General features: G+C 72.2%; 19 protein-coding genes and 4 tRNA genes. 10 read left to right on the plus strand and 13 right to left on the minus strand.

All coding sequences use genetic code 11. From position 1 onward, the window contains the following. Window positions 1-79: 79 nt before the first annotated feature. The 4 genes from RM446_RS01565 to RM446_RS01580 all read left to right on the plus strand — a co-directional run bounded on the left by RM446_RS01565 (window position 80) and on the right by RM446_RS01580 (window position 2606). Window positions 80-436 carry a TFIIB-type zinc ribbon-containing protein gene (locus RM446_RS01565; protein WP_311543223.1) on the plus strand — a complete coding sequence of 119 codons (357 nt, stop codon included), beginning with the start codon at window positions 80-82 and terminating at the stop codon, window positions 434-436. Between the two features lie 54 nt (window positions 437-490). Continuing rightward, window positions 491-1204, plus strand: coding sequence for an AAA family ATPase (locus tag RM446_RS01570; RefSeq protein WP_311543224.1), 714 nt, complete (start codon window positions 491-493; stop codon window positions 1202-1204). 174 nt (window positions 1205-1378) lie between these two features. Beyond that, a complete protein-coding gene (locus RM446_RS01575; protein ID WP_311543225.1) occupies window positions 1379-1939 on the plus strand; it encodes a hypothetical protein in 561 nt (186 codons plus the stop codon). A gap of 52 nt (window positions 1940-1991) precedes the next feature. Next, window positions 1992-2606, plus strand: coding sequence for a TetR/AcrR family transcriptional regulator (locus RM446_RS01580; RefSeq protein ID WP_311543226.1), 615 nt, complete (start codon window positions 1992-1994; stop codon window positions 2604-2606). Window positions 2607-2631: 25 nt separating this feature from the next. Here RM446_RS01580 and RM446_RS01585 read toward each other — a convergent pair whose 3' ends face one another. The 4 genes from RM446_RS01585 to RM446_RS01600 all read right to left on the minus strand — a co-directional run bounded on the left by RM446_RS01585 (window position 2632) and on the right by RM446_RS01600 (window position 8777). Continuing rightward, window positions 2632-3744, minus strand: a complete 1113-nt coding sequence (locus RM446_RS01585) for a cytochrome P450 family protein (protein WP_311543227.1) — start codon at window positions 3742-3744, stop codon at window positions 2632-2634. Continuing rightward, complete coding sequence (locus RM446_RS01590) at window positions 3741-5081, minus strand: cytochrome P450 family protein (protein ID WP_311543228.1); 1341 nt, start codon at window positions 5079-5081, stop codon at window positions 3741-3743. The genes RM446_RS01585 and RM446_RS01590 overlap by 4 nt, the downstream gene beginning before the upstream one ends. 319 nt (window positions 5082-5400) lie before the next feature. Continuing rightward, entirely contained in the window at window positions 5401-7758 is a 2358-nt protein-coding gene (locus tag RM446_RS01595) for a heavy metal translocating P-type ATPase (protein WP_311543229.1), read from the minus strand. Window positions 7759-8177: 419 nt separating this feature from the next. Beyond that, window positions 8178-8777 (minus strand): GNAT family N-acetyltransferase, encoded by a 600-nt coding sequence (locus RM446_RS01600; RefSeq protein WP_311543230.1) that lies wholly within the window; start codon window positions 8775-8777, stop codon window positions 8178-8180. A gap of 202 nt (window positions 8778-8979) precedes the next feature. Between RM446_RS01600 and RM446_RS01605 the strand changes: the two genes are divergently transcribed. Beyond that, window positions 8980-10038 (plus strand): nucleoside hydrolase, encoded by a 1059-nt coding sequence (locus tag RM446_RS01605; RefSeq protein ID WP_311543231.1) that lies wholly within the window; start codon window positions 8980-8982, stop codon window positions 10036-10038. Window positions 10039-10268: 230 nt separating this feature from the next. Next, window positions 10269-10451, plus strand: a complete 183-nt coding sequence (locus RM446_RS01610) for a hypothetical protein (protein WP_311543232.1) — start codon at window positions 10269-10271, stop codon at window positions 10449-10451. Window positions 10452-10610: 159 nt separating this feature from the next. On the opposite strand, the gene RM446_RS01615 is transcribed toward RM446_RS01610, so the two are convergent. From RM446_RS01615 to RM446_RS01630, 4 genes are all read right to left on the minus strand, one after another. After that, complete coding sequence (locus RM446_RS01615; RefSeq protein ID WP_311543233.1) at window positions 10611-12086, minus strand: alanine/glycine:cation symporter family protein; 1476 nt, start codon at window positions 12084-12086, stop codon at window positions 10611-10613. Between the two features lie 273 nt (window positions 12087-12359). Then, window positions 12360-13106 carry a nitrate reductase molybdenum cofactor assembly chaperone gene (locus RM446_RS01620; RefSeq protein ID WP_311543234.1) on the minus strand — a complete coding sequence of 249 codons (747 nt, stop codon included), beginning with the start codon at window positions 13104-13106 and terminating at the stop codon, window positions 12360-12362. Window positions 13107-13515: 409 nt separating this feature from the next. Next, on the minus strand, window positions 13516-14244 hold the full coding sequence (locus tag RM446_RS01625) for an rRNA methyltransferase (RefSeq protein ID WP_311543235.1): 729 nt from the start codon (window positions 14242-14244) through the stop codon (window positions 13516-13518). An 80-nt stretch (window positions 14245-14324) separates the two neighbouring features. Continuing rightward, a tRNA-Asp gene (locus tag RM446_RS01630) sits at window positions 14325-14399 on the minus strand. A gap of 297 nt (window positions 14400-14696) precedes the next feature. Here RM446_RS01630 and RM446_RS01635 point away from each other — a divergent pair. Next, entirely contained in the window at window positions 14697-15074 is a 378-nt protein-coding gene (locus RM446_RS01635; protein ID WP_311543277.1) for an RNA-binding S4 domain-containing protein, read from the plus strand. Between the two features lie 220 nt (window positions 15075-15294). Here RM446_RS01635 and RM446_RS01640 read toward each other — a convergent pair whose 3' ends face one another. Then, entirely contained in the window at window positions 15295-16035 is a 741-nt protein-coding gene (locus tag RM446_RS01640) for a DUF2306 domain-containing protein (protein WP_311543236.1), read from the minus strand. Between the two features lie 101 nt (window positions 16036-16136). On the opposite strand from RM446_RS01640, the gene RM446_RS01645 reads away from it, so the two are divergent. Next, complete coding sequence (locus tag RM446_RS01645) at window positions 16137-16805, plus strand: MerR family transcriptional regulator (protein ID WP_311543237.1); 669 nt, start codon at window positions 16137-16139, stop codon at window positions 16803-16805. 170 nt (window positions 16806-16975) lie between these two features. Here the strand turns inward: RM446_RS01645 and RM446_RS01650 are convergent. From RM446_RS01650 to RM446_RS01665, 4 genes are all read right to left on the minus strand, one after another. Further along, window positions 16976-17049, minus strand: a tRNA-Phe gene (locus RM446_RS01650). Between the two features lie 24 nt (window positions 17050-17073). Further along, window positions 17074-17148 (minus strand) — tRNA-Asp (locus tag RM446_RS01655). 115 nt (window positions 17149-17263) lie between these two features. Next, a tRNA-Glu gene (locus tag RM446_RS01660) sits at window positions 17264-17336 on the minus strand. A gap of 160 nt (window positions 17337-17496) precedes the next feature. Continuing rightward, a complete protein-coding gene (locus RM446_RS01665) occupies window positions 17497-19101 on the minus strand; it encodes a metallophosphoesterase family protein (protein WP_398694256.1) in 1605 nt (534 codons plus the stop codon). A gap of 147 nt (window positions 19102-19248) precedes the next feature. Here RM446_RS01665 and RM446_RS01670 point away from each other — a divergent pair, with 147 nt between their 5' ends. Together RM446_RS01670 and RM446_RS01675 are read left to right on the plus strand one after the other, a co-directional pair. Continuing rightward, on the plus strand, window positions 19249-19602 hold the full coding sequence (locus tag RM446_RS01670; protein WP_311543238.1) for a metallopeptidase family protein: 354 nt from the start codon (window positions 19249-19251) through the stop codon (window positions 19600-19602). A gap of 241 nt (window positions 19603-19843) precedes the next feature. Continuing rightward, on the plus strand, window positions 19844-21358 hold the full coding sequence (locus RM446_RS01675; RefSeq protein ID WP_311543239.1) for an MFS transporter: 1515 nt from the start codon (window positions 19844-19846) through the stop codon (window positions 21356-21358). Window positions 21359-21491: the final 133 nt, after the last annotated feature.

The following is a 21491-nucleotide window of genomic DNA, read 5'->3' on the forward strand; positions in this document are numbered from 1 at the left end:
GGCCGGTTGCGGCCGCCGCGGTCGCAGACAGGATCCGGGTTTTTATCCGCTCCACAGCGCCTGTGGCTATTGTGTAACCGTGATATGCCCTAAGTGCCAAGGCCAGATGCAGACGTTCGACCGTATGGGGATCCACCTCGAGCAGTGCCAGAACTGCCGGGGCATCTTCCTTGACCGAGGCGAGCTTGAGCAGATCATCTCCGCCGAAGAGCGCCACAACAGCCACGTTCCCGGTCCCGCCGGCCCCGTGGGCGGCCCCGCGCCGGTGCGTCCCTACCGCGACTCCCCCGCCCCCTACCACGGCGGCGGCCACCACGGCGGCGGTTTCGCCGGAGGCGGCTACCGCGACTCCCCCCGGCCCTACGGGTACGGCGACTCCCCCCGCCCCTACGGACAGAAGCGCCGCAAGAGCTTCCTGGAAGGGCTCTTCGACTGACGTGCGCGCCATGGCACCCGCCCGCCGGCGCGGCCGCGTGTGCGGGACGGTCGCGTGAACCCGCTGATCTGCGCGCGCTGCGGAGAGTTCACCGACCGGCCCGGCGTCGACGCCGCCGACCCGGCGGGCGCGGTGCTGTACTGCGCCGACTGCGGCCACCGCGAGCCCTTCCGGCGTCTGCCGCTGCTGTGCGTGACCGGCCCCAGCGGCACCGGCAAGTCCACCGTCGCGCGCCTGCTGCTGGATAGCCTCTCGCAGCGGTTCGTGGTGCTGGAGCAGGACCTGCTGTGGACCGGCGGACTGCGCGACTCCGACACCGAGCACCCCCTGTTCCGCACCACCTGGCTGCGCACTGCCGCGATGATCCAGCAGAACGGCCGCCCGGTCGTGCTGTGCGGCACCGTTGTACCGCCGGAGTTCGAGGATCTGCCCGAGCGCGCGCTGTTCTCCGACATCCGCTACCTGGCGCTGACGTGCGATCCCGAGGTGCTCGCCACGCGGCTGCGCGCGCGGCCGGCCTGGCGCCAGTGGGACGAGCCCCGCATCGCCGAGATGCTCGACTACGCCCGCTGGGTCGAGGAGTCCGCGCACGAGATGGAGCCGCCCGTCGAGCTGCTGGACACCACCGGGGTTCCGGCGGAGCGCACCGCCGACCAGGTGGCCCGCTGGGCCGTCCGCGCTGCGAGCGCGAACGACGCTCCGCCTGCTCCGGACCAGCGCTCAGGCGCCGCCGGGGTCTCCGCTCGCGACTCCACTCCTCCGCACTGACCCGCAGGATCCTCCTCCCCGGGCCGCTGCGCCGGTCACCGCGCCCGCTGAAGCGCCTTCCCAGGCCCTGAGCGTCGCGCCAGGCCATGCGATCCGCCTCCGCCTGCTTCGAGTGGTTGAAAACAAATACTCATTATGGTTTTATAGTTTCAACTTTCGCCACGGGAGCCTGACATGGACCTGCTGACCGACTTCCTCGCCTGGGCCTGGCCACGCCACCTCAACCCGCTGAGCTGGTACATCCGCCCTCTCTTCTTCCTGCCGATCGCCTACTTCTGCTGGACGCGCCGCCCCCTCGCCCTGACGGGGACCGTCCTCGCGATGCTCTCCAGCTTCTTCTGGTTCCCCGCTCCGCCCCCAAACGAGACCGACCCGCGGATGCAGGCGGTACTGGAGATGGAGAAGGACCTGTTCACCGATCCGACATGGGTCACCTGGCTGACACTGCCGCTGGCGCCCCTGCTGATCGCCGCACTGTGCGCGGCCTTCTGGCAGCGCTCGCTGGGCTGGGGGCTGGTGGTCATCGACGGCGGGCTGGCGGTGAAGATCGCCTGGACGCTCGCCAACTCCGGCGCGGACGGCCTGGCCACGGTGCTGCCGCTGGGCGCCGGCGGTCTGGCGATGACCGCCGTCATCGCCGCGGTGGCCCGGTGGCGCGGACTGCGCCTCTCCCTCGTGCGCAAGGGCGCGCCCGCGGCCGCCGACCGGCCGCGGGCCGCGTCTGAAACCATGTGACCGCAACGGACACACGAACGCGAAGGAACACGGGCGACGGAAGGAGGCCGCGATGCCTGCCGCGTTCTCCGCCGACGAGAAGGCCCGTATCAAGGGCCTGCTGATGGAGTCGGGGCGGCGGCTGTTCACGACCCGCGGGCTGCGCAAGACCTCATTGGAGGACCTGGTGGCGCCCGCCGCAATCGCCAAGAGCAGCTTCTACCAGTTCTTCGACTCCAAGGAGGCGCTGTACCTGGAGCTGATGACCGATCGCATGACCGAGGTCAGGCGCGCCACGGTCGACGACGCGCTGCTGTCAGCCCCCGGCACGCGCGAAGGGCTGCGCCGGTTCCTGCACGCCACGGTCGACGTTCTCACCACCGACCCGCTCTACAGCCGGCTGATGACCCACCCCGAGGAGATGGCGGCGGTGTCCCGCCGCCACGACCCGGAGTCGGTGACCGGCGTTCCCGGCAATCCGGTCACCGCCCTCTTCGACTTCGTCGCGGAGAAGCGCGGGGAGGGCGCCCTGGTGGCGGCCGACCCCGCGGTGATCGTCGGCGTACTGCAGGCGGTATTGCTGCTGCCGATGAACGCGGACCGCCTCGCCTCGCCCGAGCACTACCCGCAGGTGCTCGACCTGCTCGTCGACGTCGTGGCCGCCGGGCTGGCGCCCGAGCGCGTGTGACGGGCGAGGCGAGGCGCCCGCAGGTTCAGGCGGTCGGCGCCCCGCTCGGCGCGCCGGCGTCCAACCGCACCGGAAGCGCCGTCACACCGCCCGAGACGATCGACGGCAGTTCCTCCGGCTCGGCGCCCGCCAGGCTCATCCGAGGGAAGCGCTCGAACAGCTTCGGCAGCACGACGCCCAGTTCCAGCCGCGCCAGGTTGGCGCCCAGGCAGTAGTGCGGCCCGTGCGAGAACGACAGGTGGGCCTTGTCCTCGCGGGTGATGTCGAACAGGTGCGCCGTCGCGCCGTAGCGGTCCGGGTCGCGCCCGGCCGCACCGTAGCCGACGAGGATGGCCTCGCCCTCGCCGATGCGGCTGCCCTGGACCTCCAGATCCTCGGCGGCGTAGCGCAGCGGGATGTTGTGGATGGAGGTGTCCCAGCGCAGGGTCTCCTCGATCACGTCGTCCCAGGTGTACTCGCCGCCGCGGACCATGCGCAGCTGGTCGGGATGGGTCAGCAGCGCGCGCACCGCGTTGACGATGAGGTTCATCGTGGTCTCGAACCCGGCACCGATGATCAGGATCAGCGTCCATACCAGCTCCGGCTCGCTGAGCCGGTCCTCGTCCTCCGAGCGGGCGTCGATGAGCGCGCTGGTCAGGTCGTCGCCTGGCTCGCCGCGCTTACGGGCCACCAGGCCGGCCAGGTAGGCCTGCACCTCCAGGTGGGTTCGCCCGGCGACCTCGGGTGTGATGCTCTGGTCCAGAATGAGCCCGATCAGCCGCGCCAGCTCGGCGCGGTCCTCGGGGTCGGCCACCCCGAACAGGTCGGCGGTGATGCCCATCGGCACCGGACGGGCCAGCGCCTCCTTCAGTTCGACCTCGCCGCGGGAGCCGGCCATGTCGTCCAGCAGCGCGTCGGTCAGCGAGGCGACGCGCCCGCGCATCTCCTCGACCCGGCGCGGTGTGAACGCTTTGGAGACCAGCTTGCGCAGCCGGGTGTGGTCGGCATCGTCGCGGGCGAGCATGTTCTCGTTGGCCACCCACGAGATCAGCTGCCAGTCGGGCGGGATCTCGCCGTCGCGCCAGGCGCGCCAGTGCCGGGGGTCCTTCTTGACCGCGGGGTGGGCCAGCACCTCCGCTACCGCCGAGTGCCCGGTCACCGCCCACGCCGGAACATCGCCAGGAAGCCGGACAGGGACCACCGGGCCGGTATCGCGGAGTCGTCGGGACTGCTCATGGAGGTTTCCAGTGAGGAGGGGGACTGCTTCCACGGCGCCTCTTCCTGGGTGGGGTTCTGAGGGGTGAAGGTGACCGGAAGGCGGGTGAGCGAGCGGGAGAACGGGGAGCTGCGCCACTCCAGCTCGTCGGCGGTGACCGCCAGGCGCAGCCCGGGCAGCCGGCGCAGCAGCGTCGAGATGCCGGTCGTGGCGATCATGGTCGCGAGGTCCTGCGCGGGGCATCGGTGCGGGCCGACCCCGAATGACAGGTGGGCACGGTTCGCGGTGGCCCCGGCCTCCTCCTGGGTGGACGCACCCGCCATCGCGCGGTTGGCCGCCCCGTAGCCGAGGAGGACGGGCGAACCGGCGGGCAGCGTGCCGCCGTTGGGCAGCGAGACGTCGGTGACGGGATACATCACCGGATAGCCGATCAGCGGCGGGTCGCGCCAGAGCACGTGTTCGACGGCGTCCTCGACGCCCATGCGCCCGCCGGAGATCTCGTCGCGGAACGCGGGATCGGTGAGGATGATCCGCATGGCGTTGCCGATGAGGCTTGCGGTGGGCTCGGTGCCCGCACCCACGATCAGCACCAGGTGCTGCAGCACCTCCTCGTCGCTGAGCCCGGCGCGGTGGTCCATCAACCATGAGGTGACGTCCTCGCCCGGTTCCTTGCGCTTGCGGGCGATGACCGCGGAGACGACGCGCTCCAATTCGGCGTTGGCTCGCTCGGAGTCCTCGGCGTCCATCATGGCGGCCAGGGCGGTGATGAACCGCCGGCCGCTCTCCTCGTCGAACCCGAAGATGCGGTTCATGACCATCAGCGGCAGCACGCGGGCGTACTCGTCGAGGATGTCGGCTTCGCCCAGCTGGCAGAACCCGTCGACCAGCGACTCGGCGACCCGGGCGGTGTAGGAGGCGATCTCGGCGGAGTCGATGCGGCCGAAGCTGTCGGTGACGGCGCGGCGCAGGCGCCGGTGCTCGGCTCCGTCGGCGAAGAGCACATTGGGGCGGTGCTCCATCATGCCCAGCACCCCGGCGTCCTCGGACACGAGCCCCTCGCGCCAGTCGCTCCAGCGCCGGGCGTCGCGGCTGAACGTGGCGGTGTCGCGGCACCAGGCGATGATCGTGGCGTAGTCGACGACCAGCCAGCCGCGGACCCCGGGTTCGAGCATGGCCGGGACGACGGGCCCGTGGGAGTCGCGCATGCGCTGGTAGACGCGGTCCGGATCCCGGTGGAACTCAGGCTTGTACGGCTCGGCGTAGGGGCATGCGTCGGTCACTCGGTCCGTCCTCGGGCTCGCGGGTCGTGACGCGTGGCGGCGCGGCGGGGCCCCGGTCGGCCCACTGCACCCGACGCGCCGGAACTCCCCGGGGAAGGGGGGGTCGGCGACGCACCCTACGCCACCCGAGCTGCGGGGGGAAGCGCTGCGCGACCGGTTCGCGACGCAATGTCCGGAATGTTGGTTGATACACACCGTTGCAGGGCCGATCCGGACGTCCGGGCGGGTCCACCCCGGACCCCGCGCGCACGCGTAAGGGGGCGGCCGCCGCCCCCTTACGGCGTGCCCGCCGGTCGCCTCGCCGGCCGCCGCACGCGGATCAGCGCGCTGTCTCGGCCCGGTGCTCCCGCTCCACCGCCGGCTCGGCGCCCGCGGGGGTGGTCCCCTCGTCGCCGGATCGCGCCAGCGGGCGGAACGTCCGCAGCCGGAGACTGTTGCTCACGACGAAGACGCTGGACAGCGCCATGGCCGCGCCGGCGATCATCGGGTTGAGCAGCCCGGCGGCCGCCAGCGGCAGGGCGAGGACGTTGTAGCCGAACGCCCAGAACAGGTTGCCTCGGATCGTGCCCAGGGTGCGGCGGGACAGCCGGATGGCGTCGGCGGCCACCCGCAGGTCGCCCCGCACCAGGGTGAGGTCGCCGGCCTCGATCGCGACGTCCGTGCCCGTGCCCATGGCCAGGCCGAGGTCGGCCTGCGCCAGCGCGGCGGCATCGTTGATCCCGTCGCCGACCATCGCGACGGTGCGCCCCTCCTCCTGCAGCCGCCGCACCATGGCGACCTTGTCCTCCGGCATCACCTCGGCGACGACCTCGCCGATGCCGACCTCCGCCGCGACGGCCCCGGCCACCGCGGCCGCGTCGCCGGTCAGCAGCACCGGGCGCAGGCCGAGCGCGCGCAGCCGGGTGACCGCCTCCGCGCTGGTGGGCTTGACCGCGTCGGAGACGGCGAGCACTGCGCGGGCGGCGCCGTCCCAGCCCACCGCGACCACGGTGCGCCCCTGTCCGCGGTCGCGCTCCACGGCGCGCTCCAGCTCCTCGGGCAGTGCCATGCCGCGCTCGGCCAGCAGCGCGGGGCGGCCGACCAGCACCCGGCGACCCGCCGCTACGCCCTCGACCCCGCGGCCGCCAATGGCGGCGAAGCCGTCGACACCCGGCAGATCGCCGACACGCTGCACGGCACCCGCGGCGATCGCCCGGCCGACCGGGTGCTCGGACGCGTCCTCGACCGCGCCCGCCAGGCGCAGCGCCTCGGCCTCGTCGGTTCCTTCGGCGGCGGCCACACCCGCCAGCGCCATGCGCCCGGTGGTGACCGTGCCGGTCTTGTCCAGCACTACCGTGTCGATGCGGCGGGTGGTCTCCAGCACCTCGGGCCCCTTGATGAGGATGCCCAGCTGGGCGCCGCGGCCGGTGCCCACCAGCAGCGCCGTGGGGGTGGCCAGGCCCAGCGCGCACGGGCAGGCGATGATCAGCACGGCCACCGCCGCGGTGAACGCCTCGGCGGCGCCGCCGGTGCTCAGCCAGAACCCGAGGGTAGCCGCCGCGAGCGCGATCACCACGGGTACGAACACGCCAGAGACGCGATCGGCCAGGCGCTGGACCTCGGCCTTGCCGCTCTGCGCCTCCTCGACCAGGCGGGCCATCTGCGCGAGCTGGGTGTCGGAGCCCACGCGCGTGGCGCGCACGAGCAGCCGGCCGCCCACGTTGACGGTCGCTCCCGCAACCGCCGAGCCCGGGCCGACCTCCTCCGGCACCGACTCCCCGGTGAGCATGCTGCGGTCCGCAGCGGAGGTGCCCTCCTGCACCTCGCCGTCGGCGGCGAACTTCTCACCCGGGCGGACGGCGAACACGTCGCCGACCGCGAGCCGGTCCACGGGCACCCGCTCCTCGCGCCCCTCGCGCACGACGGCGACGTCCTTGGCCCCGAGTTCGAGCAGTGCACGCAGCGCGTCGCCCGCGCGGCGCTTGGACCTGGCCTCGAAGTAGCGGCCGAGCAGGATGAAGGAGGTGACGCCGGAGGCGACCTCCAGGTAGATGTCGCCCGCGCCGCCGCCCCGCTCGACCGTCAGCGAGAAGGCGTCCATCGTGCCCGGCTCGCCGGCGGTGCCGAGGAACAGTGCGTAGAGCGACCAGCCGAATGCGGCCAGCGTGCCCATCGACACCAGAGTGTCCATGGTCGCCTGGCCCAGCCGCAGGTTCTTGGCGGCGGCGGTGTGGAACGGCAGGGCGCCCCAGACCACGACCGGCGCGGCGAGGGCGAGCGAGGCCCACTGCCAGTAGGTGAACTGCAGAGCGGGGACCATGGCCATGGCGACGACCGGAACCGACAGCATCAGGCTGACGATCGTGCGGGTGCGCAGCGCGCGCAGCGGATCGTCCTGCCCGCCCTGGGCCGCGGTGGAGTCCGCGCCGCGTCCGGCCTCGGGCGCCGGAGGCGGGGTCGCGGTGTAGCCGGCCTTCTCGACCTGGGCGACGAGGTCGCCCGTGCCGACGCCGTCCGGGTAGGTGACCCGGGCCTTCTCGGTTGCGTAGTTGACCTCGGCGGTGACGCCGTCGAGCCTGTTGAGCTTCTTCTCGACACGGTTGGCGCACGAGGCGCAGGTCATGCCGCCGATCGCGAGCTCGATCCGGTGCTCGGACCTGGCCGGTACACGCTTCAGTTCGGCGCTCTCGCTGCTCATCGCGTTGTGGCCTCCTCCGCGGCCGATGCCGCACATCGCGAGGGTGCTGATCGGGAGCGTGCCGGACGGACCGCCGGGACCCGCCGTCGGGCCAAGCGTACGCCGGATACGGGTGAGGGGTATACGCCGAGGCGTGCACCCCCGTACGTGACCGCTCCGCCCGGCCGGGCACGGCTCCTCCGCACGACCGCTCCCTTCACCCGACTATGTAGGTACTCTACCCCCCTAGGGTATATCGAAAGCAAGACGTGTCCCGTGTTCCGCACACCACCGCCCCTCGGCGGCGCCTGGGGGGCGGGGCGCATCGGCTCGGTCCGCAGCGGGGCGCGGCGGGCCCCGGTCGCACTCGGAGCGGTGCCCGGGGAGGTTGCGGGGGGCGTCGCGGCTGCAGGACTCCTCGGCCCGACAGCCCGCGGGGGTCAGTCGTCCTTGAGGGTCAGCCTGGCGATGGGCCGCCCGCTGCCGGGGTGGGGCGAGCAGGCGAAGCCCGCCTTCTGGAACATGCGCACGGTCCCGGTGTAGACCTCGGCACTGGGCGCCCGCCCGCCGGCGGTGTCGACGGGGTAGGCCTCCAGGATGCGGCCGCCGTTCGCGCGGGCGTGCTCGACCGCGCCGTCCAGCAGCTGCGACCCCATCCCCCGGCGCCGCCGGCGCGGCGGCAGCCAGAAGCACACCAGCGACCAGACCCCGGGCTCGTCGGGGTCGGCCGGGCGCAGCGAGCGCGAACGCGCAAGCCGCACGAAGTCCTCCCGCGGCGCCACCGACACCCAGCCGCACGGCTCCGATCCGTCGTAGGCGATCAGCCCGGGGACCTTCCCGTCGAGCGTCACCCGCTCCAGCGCCTCGCGGTTGCTGCCGCCTCTCTGAGCGGGCGCGCACGACACGCTCGCGGTGAAGTCCTTGGCTCTGCGCCGGAAGTAGACGCACCAGCAGTGGCCGTAGGCCCCGGTAGGCCCGAACAGCCGTTCCAGGTCTGCCCACCGTTCCGGGGTGGCGGGCTCGATCGCGACGATGGTCATCTGGCCCCCTCGAACACGGGCGGTTGTGACCTAGAACACTAGCGACTCCCGCCCCGAGAAGGCACCCTCACAGCGCCCCACTTGTGACCTGCTTCATGCCGACACGCATCACCCCAGCACACGGGCTTTCACCTAGGGCCGGGCCTGCGCGGCGGAGAACCGCGCGCCGAAACCCGGAACGTCCGCAGAAGAGGATGCAGGAATGGGCGACGATCGAAACGAGAACACAGAGGAACTGCGGTGCCATCGGCAAGCCATCATCGACCTCGGTGAAGCCATGCCCGGGAGCGGGCCCGGAGCACTCGGCGAAGCGTTGCCCAAGAGCGACGCATGGCCGGAGGACCTGCGCGATACCCCGATGATCATCGACACGGATATCGGCGGCGACGCCGACGACGCGCTCGCGGTCGCACTCGCAGCACGCTGCGTTTCCCATCTGGCCCTCGTGACCACGGCGGACGAGACGGGCTCCGAACAGGGCCGGGGACAACGCGCCCGATTCGCCAGGTACCTCCTGGACTCCGTCGGCCGCACCGAGACCCCGGTGACGGCGGGCGCCGACCTGGGCGGGACCCGCTACTACTGTGTCGAGGGGCTCACTCCCGCCCAGGTACCCCCGCAGGAAGCGGACGTCGTCTCGGCGGTGCGCCGACTCGCGGCCGAACGCACCGGCCCGATCCGCTGGGTGGGGATGGGGCCCATGACCAACCTGGCCGACCTGCTTTCCCATGCCCCTGAAGTGGCATCACGGCTGCGCGTGACGCAGATGGGCGGCGCGCTGCGCTATCGCGACCCCGAGCGCGCCGAGCACAACTTCCGTCTGGACGCGGCGGCAGTGCACACCGTCTTCGGCGCCATCGCCGACGGCCTGCTGCCGGCTCCGGAGTTCGTCACATCAGAGGTCACCTACACCCCCGAGATCAGAGTCGATTCCAGCCATGCCCTCTATCGGAAGCTGCGCGCCTTCGACGCCCCGCCCTGGGCTGCGCTGCTGGGCACCCACCTCGACCGGTGGTTCTCGGGAGCCGACCTCCCCATCCCCGGCACGCTTCAGCACGACGCGCTGACGTTGAGCGCGGCGCTGAAGCTTCCCTTCGTGCAATCCGAGGACATGCCGCTGGCGGTCGACGACATCGGCCGCACGACAGTCAGCGTGGAGGGGACCGTGGTGCAGGTCAGCACAGCGGCGCATTACTCCGGATTCATGTCCTGGCTGCAGACCGGACTCGACCCGGCTATCGCCCCCGCACCCCGCCCTTAAGCGGTGCGAAGGCGGTCCCGAGGCTCGTGAAAGGGCCGATGACAGGCCCGCAGCGCCTTCCGTCGGCGCAGTCGGCCCGACCAGAAGGGCCGCTCGGGGACCGCCGCGCGGTCCACGCCCGGTGCCCGCGAGGGCTCCTCGCCTCGGGACGTTCCCCCGTTGCCGTCGGTCAGGCCGCCTCCCGTTCGCGGCGAAGGTCGGCCACCTCCCCTCGCAGGGCGCGGAGCTCGGTGAGGATCTCCTGCTGGGGGTCGTCGCGCTCCCCGGTAGGCGAAGATCCGCAGGGCCAGCTCGACGACGAAGACGCCCAGCACCAGCACGTCGATCCGGTGCAGCAGAGCGCCGTGCTCCTGAACGACCCGGGGGGAGGTCTCCAGACCCCGGCCGCTCCGCCGACGCCGAACCCCCGTTGATCTTGTAGCCATCGTCACTGGAAATCGTTTTCCTTCACGATAGCTACAAGATCAACGGGGGTCGGGGCTTCCGGGGGCGCACCGCCCTGCTCTCGGTCCGCACCGCCCCGCCGGATGCTGTGCCGACCGCCCGGAGCGTTTCGCGGGTGCGCCGGCGGCCTAGCGGTGGCCCGTGCCCGCCTCGTCGGCCGCGGGCTGATGCTCGGCGTCCCAGCACTGGACTCCGCGCAGTTGCGGGAACCGGTCGCGGGTGAACACCGGGTCGAGGCCCTGCTTGCGCTGCTCGATGTAGTCCTTGAGCACGATCCCCACCGCACCGGCGAGCGGGGCGAGCGCCAGCAGGTTGACCAGGGCCATGAAGCCCATCGCGGTGTCGGCCAGGCTCCACACGATCTGCACCGTGCCGATCGAGCCGAGGAAGGTCGCGATCAGGAAGACGACCTTGAACCCGGTCATGACCCCGCGGTTCTCGGTGAGGAAGGCGACGTTGGCCTGGCCGTAGTAGTAGTTGCCCAGGATCGAGCTGAAGGCCAGGAGCAGCAGCACCACCGTCAGCGCGTGCAGCGACCATGTGCCCAGCCCGGTCTCCAGGGCCTCCTGGGTCAGCATCGGGCCGCGCTCGGCGCCGAGTGTCGGGTTGGTGGTCAGGATCAGGAACGCGGTCATGGAGCAGATGATCAGGGTGTCGAAGTAGACGCCCAGGGTCTGCACGAGGCCCTGCTTGACCGGGTGGGTCACCGACGCGGTGGCGCCGGCGTTGGGCGCCGAACCCAGTCCGGCCTCGTTGGAGAACATGCCGCGCCGCACGCCCTGGATGATCACCGTGCCGATGGCCGCGCCGGCGACCTCGCGTAGGCCGAGCGCGCTCTGCACGATCTCGGAGAAGACGGCCGGGATCTGACCAGCGTTGAGCACGACCACAACCAGACCCATGAGCAGGTAGAACACCGCCATGAAGGGGACCAGCGTCTGCGTGACGTGGGCGATGCGGCGCACGCCGCCGAACACGACGAGCGCCGTCACGGCCACCAGCAGCAGCCCGACCCCGGCCGTCACCGCGCCGCCGAACTCGTAGCCCACGGCGCCGGCGGAGTTGGCCACTGCGTTGGCGATGGTGTTGCTCTGCACCGCGTTGAACACGAACCCGAAGGTCACCGTGATGGCGATGGCGAAGATGATCCCCATCCACCGGGCGTTGAGGCCGTACTGCATGTAGTAGGCGGGGCCGCCGCGGTAGCCGGTCCGGTCGCGCACCTTGTAGAGCTGACCGAGCGTGGACTCCACGAAGCTCGCGGCCCCGACGAAGAGGCCGGCGACCCACATCCACAGCACGGCGCCGGGACCGCCGACCGCGATCGCGCCGGCCACGCCGACGACGTTTCCGGTGCCGATGCGCGCGGCCGCCGAGATCGAGAAGGCCTGGAACGACGAGATCGCCCGCTTGCCGTCGGGGGCGGTCTCGGGCTTGCTGCGCAGCGTCCGGAACATCTCCGGGATCATGCGCAGCTGCACGCCCCCGAGCCTGACGGTGAAGTAGATGCTCAGGACCGCCAGCAGGGGGATGAGCAACCACGCCCAGAACGCATCTGTGAACGTGGTGACGAGGTCGTTCGCTAGTTGGTTGAGTTGATCCACGGCCCGTGGTGCTCCTTTGCTACGGGGGACGGCACCCGCCCTTGCGTACCCGATTCGGGCACTTGCTCACGAATCGGCACGACCCGTTACCTTATGCCTACCGATCCGTTACGCAACCCCGTGGCCGGGGACGACGCCGGGTCTCGGCTCCACCGGACCGTTGCAGCGGGCGCCTTCGGCCCGCAGGCGCGCGGGTGCCTTTCCTGCCTCCGCGCGCAGCGGGGCACGGGATACCCGGTCGCGCCGGTGCCGCGCCCCGCCGGGCGGCGGGACTCAGGAGCCCGCGCGGCGGTCGGGGACCATGCCGGAGCGCGCGGCGCCGAAGCGCACCGCGCCGGCGGCCTCCGATCCGCTCTCCGGTCCGCGGGCCTGCCGCGGAAGAGCGGCCACCGCCCCGTCGGGGCCGCCGACGTGCGCCCTCTCCGCCCGAGCGACGGGTGCGGTGCCCCGCCCCGCAGGCGGGAGTGTGGCCCGCACTGCGTCCAGCGCCCGCGCGTAGGGCGTACCGAGGTCGGCCGTCGCCCCGATCAACCGCTCCATCCCGGGGCGCAGCCGCCCGAGCAGCCGCTCTCCGCGGCCGGGGTCGCACCGGGCGGCGAACTCCAGGACCACTGCCAGGTGGTCGGGCTCCTCGGTGCCGGTCGTCCGCCAGCCGCGGTCCGCATAGAGCCCGGCGATACGCACGCGGACCCGGCGCCGGCGCCGAGCGTCGCTTTCGGCGTGGTCGAGCAGGTGCAGCGTGCGGAACCGCCGGGGGTCGAAGGTCCGGGCATGCTGTGCGCGCAGTTCGGCCTCGGGTACGGCGGCGGCGTGTTCGCAGAGGTCGGTGAGGGCCCGGCGGGCGGCGATGGCGGGGAGTTCCAGCAGCGCGCGGCGGATGAGCGGGAGGCGCTCGAAGAAGCGTCCGTCGGGCGGGCCGAGCAGCAGCGAGGCCGACCGGCGCACGACGGCCTCGGCGACCGCCTCCTCGTCCGCGGGCCGAGGCGTGCCGGTCGCCGCGCGATCCGGGCTCCCGTACACGCGCGCCCCGTTCGGCGTGGGCGGCGTGGGCGGCAGAGGTGTTTCGGCCGGGGACGGATTTCCGTGCCGCCGCGGATACGGCTCTCGGCCCGCGTTTTCCGGCGATCGACTCAGGTATCCGTCGACCCCGAGCAGGAGTTCCCCTGCACACGGATTCCGACCTGCAGTTTTACCGCGATTATCCACAGTCACCACTCGCTTTTTGCGTCGGCGTGGACCGGGCGGAGCGATGCCGCATCCGCCCGGTGAGTAAGCCGGACCCATCGAACGGAATACCCATTCAGGGCGCTTTCCCCCACACGATGCGCTTTCGGAATTTCCGGCTCCCGGAAATCGCGGACGGATCCGCCTGCTGTGCCCGGGCGGCGGGCGGCATTCGGCTGAGGCCGGGAACGCGCGGAGCCGGACCTCAGCGCGGCACGTCGCCGGCGCGCACCAGCGCGGCCGCGCGGTTGCCCACGCGGACCCGCTCCAGCGCGCGCACGCCCGCGGGCAGGGCGACCTTGCGGGTGCGCGCGGTCACCGCGAGCACGGCGCGCTCGGGCAGGACCGCTGCCAGCGCGCGCAGCAGCGCGGGAACGGGCTCCCCTCCGGACGGCGCGCCGACGAAGGAGGTGAGGCCTCCGTAGGGGACATCGGTGAGCACCAGGTCGACGGGGCGCTCCGGATCGGCCGGGGCGAAGACGTCCCCCTCGCCGACACGGTGCGCGAGGTCCCCGCCGCGTTCGCGCAACCGCGAGGCCAGCCGCGCGGCGGTGTCGGCCCGGTCCAGCAGGGCCGGCTTGCCGAACTCCGCGGCCTCGGCGCGCAGCACCCGCTCGCGTTCGGCCAGGCCCTGACCGGTGAGCAGGGCGAGGTTGCGTCGGGCGATGGAGAGCGCGGCGGCGTCGGTGTCGGTGGCCAGGAGCCAGGACAGCCGGTCGCGGTGCAGAGTCCCGACGGAGGCGGCGAGGTGCCCGCTGCCGCAGCAGGGGTCCCACATCGCGAGCGGCGCGGTGGGCAGGTGGGAGGCGGCGCGCTGGAACAGTTCGTCGGCCAGGCGGACGGGGAATCCCGGGTGGCCCGGCGCGGAGCGGAGCACGTTCCCGCAGGCCAGGTCGGAGTGGTCGCGGCGCTCGGTGGCGTAGCGGTAGGCCACGGGGTCCCTTCGCGACCGCAGGCAGCGGTGCCGGTGCGGAACGGGTGGTCGAGAGGACCGGGAAGCCGGTTGAGAGGAGGCGGTCCTGACGGGATTTGAACCCGCGGCCTCCACCTTGACAGGGTGGCGAGCACTCCTAGCTGCTCCACAGGACCTCGGTGCGGCCGAGCCGCCGGGGCGGCTGCGCACTCGTCCCACTCTAGCGCCCGTCGGGAGTGCTCCGCACCTCGTATTCGCCCGCCGCCGGGGCGGCGCGCACCCGCGCCGGCGGGCTACAGTGCGGGCAGAGGGGCCGCCCGCGGCAGGCGGCCCAGGTGAGACGCCGGCCGAGGACACAGCGCCGCCGCCGAGCGGGATCGCGACGGCTGCCGGAAGGATTGCAGGTGAACGACTCCGATCACGCCACCCCGCCCGCGCAGGAGAACGACTCCGCGGCACAGTCCGATCCCCGGATGCCGCAGGGGTATCCCAGCGGTCGCGTGGACCGCTGGGTCTGGGCGGTGCGGCTGGCCAAGACCCGCGCCGACGCCGCCCAGGCGTGCCGCGGGGGGCACGTGCGCGTCAACGACCGGCCCGCCAAGCCCGCGACGCCCGTCCGCGCGGGCGATGAGGTGCAGGTGCGCCTCAACGGCGTCACACGGGTCGTGGACGTCGCCCTCGTGATCGAGAAGCGGGTGGGCGCCCCGATCGCGCGCCGTTGCTACACCGACCGCAGCCCCGAGCCCGCGCCAGAGCAGCCCGGCGCGGTCCTGCGCCGCGACCGCGGGGCGGGGCGCCCCACCAAGCGCGACCGCCGGCAGATCGAGGAGCTGCGCCGCCACGGACTCTGAGGCGGCGCGCCCCCGGGCCGGCAGGCGCGCGGGCGAGTGGGCCCGCAGGACCCCGCGAGGCGGTGCGCCCGGTTCGGCGGGCCCGGGCAGGTCAGGCGTGTGCGGGTGGAACGCATGCCCCACCGCTTCGGCGACGCCGCCGGGCGGCCACCAATGCGCGTGCAGGTCCGGCTGTCGGCGCCCTCCGGACCACGCAGGCGAGACGAGGGCCGCCGGCGGCTCACGCGGGCCGGACCGCCGCCTTCCCGCCGACCGGCGCCCGCCCATTCGTCCGGACCCACCACTCGATCAGCAGCACGTTGGGCACCCAGCACAGCCATGCGGCCGCCGTGTAGGCCACGCTGAAGAGGGCGTCGAACTCCCCGCTGTACACCGGTTCCAAGAGGGGCAGCTGCGCGAAGATGAGCAGCCCCAGCCAGGCCCGCAGCGTGACCGCGGCGAAGGTGGCGGCGAAGTTGCGGCGCATCCAGCGCTCGTGGGCGCGGAAGTCGCGGCGGCGCACTGCTGCGTACCCGCAACCGGCACTGACCAGCCAGAAGACGCTGAGCAGAGCGAACCCCGCCCCCGCCACCGGCCCCTCCCTGGTCAGAAGCGCGACGCCGAACCCGGCGATCCCGGACGGCACGACCCCGGCCAGCAGGTACACCCGGCCGATCAGCCGGTGGGCCCGCGGCGCCCGCCGCCGGATCGGACCGAAGAACTGAAGCGGACCGAGCAGCAGGGCCACGCTGCCGGTGAGGAGGTGCGTCATCAGCAATGGGAAGTGGAACGGCACGTCCTCCCGGAGGCGGGCCTTGGAGTCCTCGGGGTCGAAGCCCAGATAGGGCAGGACGATGGCGGCGAGGGTGCCGAGGCTGAGCACCGTGACGACTCCGAGCACGACACGCCGCCGCCTGCGGCGCCGGGCGCCGCCCTTCGGACCGGCGGGTGCCGCCTCTTCGCTGCTGCGTTCGATTGTCATGCCGATAATATAACTATCGATAGTACTACTATCAATAGTCAGGGCATCGGTCGTCGGCACGCGATTGGCGGCTCCACCGCAGCCTGGGGTAGAAAAGGCGCGTGCGTATCGGCGAGCTGAGCAGGAAGTCCGGCGTCCCGGTGCCGACGGTGAAGTACTACGTGCGCGAACGGCTGCTACCTGCGGGCGAACGCACCCACACCAACCAGGTGCACTACACGGACACCCACCTGAAGCGGCTGCGCCTGGTGCGCACGATGATCGACGTCGGCAAGCTGCCCGTCAGCACGGTCCGGGAGCTGATGGCCGAGGTCGACTCCCCCGACCGCGATCTCGACGGCCTGCTCGGCGTGCTGTCTCGGACCTTCGCCGAACGCGTCGGCTCCGGAACGGCCGACCCGGACGAGGAGACCCTGGACGAAGCGAGCGAGCTCCTGCGGCGGCACGGCTACGCGCACAGTCCCGAGATCCCCTACGTCCGCGACATCGCCGAGGTGATGGCCACCTTCCGCAAGCTGGGGCAGGGCGACCAGCTCGACCTGTTCCTCGACGTGTACGCGGCCGCCGCCATGCAGGTCGCCGAGGTCGACCTGGCCTCCCTCTCCGGGTTCACCGACCGCGAGAGCACGGCCGAGGCGATGATCGTGGGGACCCTCCTCGGCGAAGCCCTGTTCTCGGCCATGCGCCGCCTCGGTCAGTCCACCATCTCAACCAGGGCCGCCGCGCGGGACGCCGACACCGGAACGGGCACCGCCTCGAACCGCGACTGAACCCGCCGAACGCCTCCGGCCGGCCCCCGAAGAACGTCCGCACCCGGCCCCGCCGGCGAGCCGGCCCAACCCCCGCATAGCAGCGGCCGCCGAAGACCGTTGCTGTCATGGTGCCGCTAAAAAAGCCCGGCGCCTCTTCGGCTCCGGGCTTTCGCACTGCTCAGACTGTGTGGCCAGGGACGGGGTCGAACCGCCGACCTTCCGCTTTTCAGGCGGACGCTCGTACCAACTGAGCTACCTGGCCAGGCACACCAAGCGGTGTGCGAGGCGGTCCTGACGGGATTTGAACCCGCGGCCTCCACCTTGACAGGGTGGCGAGCACTCCTAGCTGCTCCACAGGACCTCGTGACGTGTTCTGTTGTCGCACGGTTCGAAGATGTCCGATTCATCGGGATCATCGCGTTCCGCTCTCCGCGTCTCATTCTGCCAGACCTTCGGCAGTGCTTTGACCGGAGCCGTACCCCCAACCGGATTCGAACCGGCGTTACCGCCTTGAAAGGGCGGCGTCCTAGGCCACTAGACGATGGGGGCCTCGACGACGAACGCGGCCGTCATTCCCACTTCGCCAGCCGTCGGGGACGGACCAAGCATAGGGGAGATTCCACCGCGGTGCCAAAGCGGTTCGCCGGGCGCCGTCCGGGGCCCTCCCGCGCCTCCCGCGGGCGACAGAGGGCCCAAGGGCTCGGGGGTCTCATCCCGGCGAGCCCTCCGGCTCGGGCTCCGACTCCTGCGGGCGGGCGGCCGGCGTCTGCGTGGGGCCCGTCTCGCCCGAGGCGGGTGTACCGGGCGACGACGGAGTGGGGGGCGTGGGCGCCTGGGGTGTGGAGGTGGGCGGGGTGATCTCGCGGTCCGGGTTCTCGGCGATGTGCCGCTCGATCTGCGCCGACGACAGGCCGAGTCCGCCGAGGGTGACGTCGTCCCAGGCCTGGAGGCGCTTGGACTCGGCGTCGAAGTACAGCACCGAGGCCTGGTAGGGCGTGGGTTCGTCGGAGTCGCCGTCCAGCGCGCGCAGCCCGGCGCCGCCGGTCGAGCCCTGCACGATGAAGCGCGTGCCCGTGCCCTGCTGCTCCGTCCAGCGGCTCTGGGCGTCTCCGGCCAGCACCAGCGGGACCCGGCCGCTGAAGGCCTGGCCCTGGCGCGGGTCGTGGAACACCGCGACGTCGACCGGCGGCTCGTGGTCCTCGACCGCCGGCATCTGCTCGGCGCCGATCGCGGCGAGCTCGCCGCCGGTCGGGTTGTCCAGCGCCTTGTCGGGGGTGAAACGGGGGTCGCCCGCACCGTAGAAGACGATCCCGCCGACCCGCTGGACTTCGTCGTCCAGGACGACGGCGTTGTCCTGTTCCTGCACCGCACGCTGGGTGCCCATCGAGTCGTGGTTGCCGCGCACCCATACGTAGGGGACGTCCAGGGTCCCGATGTCGTCGGCGAAGACGTCCTCGGCCGCGCTGCCGCGGTCGGTGATGTCGCCGGTGTCGACGACGAGGTCCACCTGGAACTGCCCGCTCAGGGACCGGACGACGTTCCATCCCGCCGGGTTGAGGTGCAGGTCGCTGACGTGCAGCACGCGGATGGTGTCGGCGTCGTCCTCATAGACCGGCAGCGCCGAGGTCGCCTCGTAGAGCTGGGAGACGTTGCCCACAAGGCTCGCGAGCTGCTCGCGGTAGCGCGAGAACCGGCTGACGACGCTTTCGGCGCTGCCCACCACCTGGGGCGCGCCCGCCAGCAAGCCGGTGTAGCGGGGCTCGGCGATGGCGGCAGGGTTGAACGTGGCGGCACTGAGCCCGCCCGCGCCGGCGAGCACGAGGAGCGCCGTCGCCGAGCTCATCCCGGCCCGCCGCCAGTCGCGGAGCAGGATCAGCGCGGTGACGCCCGCACCCGCGACCGCGGCCGCGACCGCCTGCACGAACAGCCGGATGACACCGCTGCGCAGCTCGTCGCCGATGCTGTCGGCCATGCGGTCGATGGCCGCGGGGTTCTGGAACATCTCCCGGGTCGCCGACAGCCGGATCTCGGAGATGGAGGCCCGGAAGCTCAGGGGGCCGGTGTGCGTGTCGAACTCGAGCTTGCCCAGCGGTGAGACGTCCACGACCGTCTTGCCGTCGAAGTCGGGGCTGACGCTGAACTCCACGTCGGCGGGACCGATGGGCGCCACGATCTGGCCTCCGAGGGTCAGCCCGAGCCAGCCGCCCAGAAGTGCGGCCGCCACCACGGCGCCGTAGCGCCAGGTGCGGCCCCGGCGCACGCGGGAGAACCGGGCGGGGGCGGCTCGCACGGCCTCTGCCAGACGGGATCTCACGCTCGACAACACCTCCCCATCATGCACGTGCGCGCGTGCCGCCGACGCCGGGCCCGCTGCCGCGCGGCGGCGCCTGCGGGCCGGGCCCGCGTCCGCCCGGCGCGGCGGCCGGTATCGGACTCGTCGCCCGCTGCCCGATGGCGCACAATGCGATGCGTGGTGGAACTGACGCGCGCACGGTTCGAGGAGCTTGTCGCAGACGCCCTCGACACCATTCCCGAGAACCTGACCGGCTACATGGACAACGTCGTGATCACGGTCGCCGAGGACCCGCCCGAGCCCGGTCTGCTCGGCTTGTACGAGGGCGTGCCGCTGACCGAGCGGGGCGACGCCTACTTCGGGGTCCTGCCCGATCGGATATCGATCTACTGGCGGGAGATCTGCACCGTGTGCTCGACGCCCGAGGAGGTCGTCGAGGAGGTCCGCATCACCGTCGTGCACGAGATCGCCCATCACTTCGGCATCGACGACGACCGCCTGCACGAGCTCGGCTGGGGGTGAAACCCCGTGCACTTCCCACCCGATTACGCTGCGCTTCCTCCCGACCGCCGACTTCACCCGGGCATTACCCGACGAAAACGGCACTTCCGGCACATGAATCCGCTGCGCGGACCTAAGGGCTACAACGAAACAGAAACGAATAGGCGCGAACGACTTGCGGAAAAGCGCACACATCAGGAACGGTAGGTCATCGACCAACGACTTAGAGTGACACCTTCGTTATCAGTAAGGGAGTCGCCGAGTGGGCGATCCGCACACGGACAACCGCGGAGCACGCGTCCCCCCTCAGACCCGCGGACAGGCGAACCCACCGCACCCTGAATCCGACTCCGGAGCCGGGGCCGAAACGGCCGCGCCCGCGCCTTCCGGAGATCCCGCCCCCGCTGCTGTCGCCGACCCCGACCCCTCCGGGGCCGCCGCGCCCGCAGGTCCCTCGGCCCCCGGGACGCCCGACTCCCCCGGACCCCCCGGAGGCGCCTCCGAGTCCGGAGGCGACGACGCACCCGAGCCCCTCTCGGACTGGCGGCACGGGTACCGCGAGGTCCTCAAGGTGCCCGAGTACAGGGCCCTGTGGTCGGCCCACGCGCTGGCGACCACCGGCAACTTCCTGCTCAACGTCGCCATAACCGTGCTCGTCTACCAGAAGACGTCCTCGGCCCTGGCCGCCGGCATAACCCTCGCACTCACCTACATCCCGCAGGTCATCGGCGGTCCCCTGCTGTCAGGCCTGGCGGACCTGTTCCCGCGCCGCCGCGTCCTCGTGGTCTGCGACGTGATCCGCGCGGTGATGGTGGCCGCGATGGGCATCCCGGGACTGCCGATCTGGGCGATCTGGACGCTGCTGTTCCTGTCCACCATGCCGCTGGTGCCCTTCGGGGCGGCACGCGCAGCGCTGATGACCGAGATCGTTCAGGGCGAGCGCTACGTCGCGGGCTCGGCCATCTTCCAGCTGACCTCCCAGGCCGGAACGCTGGTGGGGTTGGCAGCCGGCGGCTGGGTCGTCGCTGTCGTCGGCGCCGACTCCGCCGTGATGTACAACGGGCTGACGTTCCTGGTGTCGGCCGCCATCGTCTGCGCCGGAGTGCGCCGCCGGCCCGCCCCGCATCGGAACCCCGACGCCCGGCCCTCGCTCTGGCAGGTCACCCGCGACGGCACGCGGCTCGTCTTCGGCGACTCCCGACTGCGCACGCTGGGCTTGTTCGCGTGGCTCGCCGGGCTCTACATGATGCCCTACGGGCTGGCCAACCCCCTGGCCGACGAAGCGGGCGGCGGTGCCACGGCGGCCGGGTTCATCATGGCCGCGCCGTCGTTCGGGGCCGTGATCGGCGGCTTCGTGCTGACGCGGCTGATCAACCCGACGACCCGCATGCATCTGCTCGGCCCGCTGTCCGTGACGGCGTCGGCACCGCTGCTGCTCTGGCTGGCCGATCCACCGCTGTGGGGGATGATCGCGCTGATGGTGCTCTCGGGTGCGGCGGCGTCCTACCAGATCGTCGCCAACGCGGCGTTCGTACTGTGCGTCCCCGGCGAGGGGCGCGGACTGGCGTTCGGCCTGGTGGCGGCCGGCCTGCAAGCGGCCCAGGGCATCGGTATCGCGCTCGCGAGCCTGCTGGTGGAGATCGCCGGCACGCAGGTGGTCATCATCTCCGCCGGCGCGGTCGGCATGCTGACCGCGCTGTGGCTTGCCGTCCACTGGTCCCGGATCTCGCGCAGCGCGATCGAACTCATGAACACGCCGGAACCGGCGGTCGGCTGACGGCGGCGCGGCAGCGCGCCGCCGTCAGGCGGGAGCGCCGTCCGCCGAGCTCTCGGGCGCCCCCGCTGCCGCGGCCCGCTCCGGCCCGCGGCGGGCGGTCGGCTCCGGTCGCGGCCCGGTCGGTTCCCCCTCG

This window comes from Streptomonospora wellingtoniae, assembly GCF_031845375.1.
Lineage (GTDB): Bacteria > Actinomycetota > Actinomycetes > Streptosporangiales > Streptosporangiaceae > Streptomonospora > Streptomonospora wellingtoniae.

What these genes read in the sequence shown, in the direction of transcription:
- RM446_RS01595 (WP_311543229.1), bottom strand. Translation starts at nt 7,758, where the DNA reads ATGAGCAGCGAGAGCGCCGAACTGAAGCGTGTACCGGCCAGGTCCGAG.
- RM446_RS01575 (WP_311543225.1), top strand. Translation starts at nt 1,379, where the DNA reads ATGGACCTGCTGACCGACTTCCTCGCCTGGGCCTGGCCACGCCACCTC.
- RM446_RS01580 (WP_311543226.1), top strand. Translation starts at nt 1,992, where the DNA reads ATGCCTGCCGCGTTCTCCGCCGACGAGAAGGCCCGTATCAAGGGCCTG.
- RM446_RS01640 (WP_311543236.1), bottom strand. Translation starts at nt 16,035, where the DNA reads ATGACAATCGAACGCAGCAGCGAAGAGGCGGCACCCGCCGGTCCGAAG.
- RM446_RS01600 (WP_311543230.1), bottom strand. Translation starts at nt 8,777, where the DNA reads ATGACCATCGTCGCGATCGAGCCCGCCACCCCGGAACGGTGGGCAGAC.
- RM446_RS01635 (WP_311543277.1), top strand. Translation starts at nt 14,697, where the DNA reads ATGCCGCAGGGGTATCCCAGCGGTCGCGTGGACCGCTGGGTCTGGGCG.
- RM446_RS01605 (WP_311543231.1), top strand. Translation starts at nt 8,980, where the DNA reads ATGGGCGACGATCGAAACGAGAACACAGAGGAACTGCGGTGCCATCGG.
- RM446_RS01670 (WP_311543238.1), top strand. Translation starts at nt 19,249, where the DNA reads ATGCGATGCGTGGTGGAACTGACGCGCGCACGGTTCGAGGAGCTTGTC.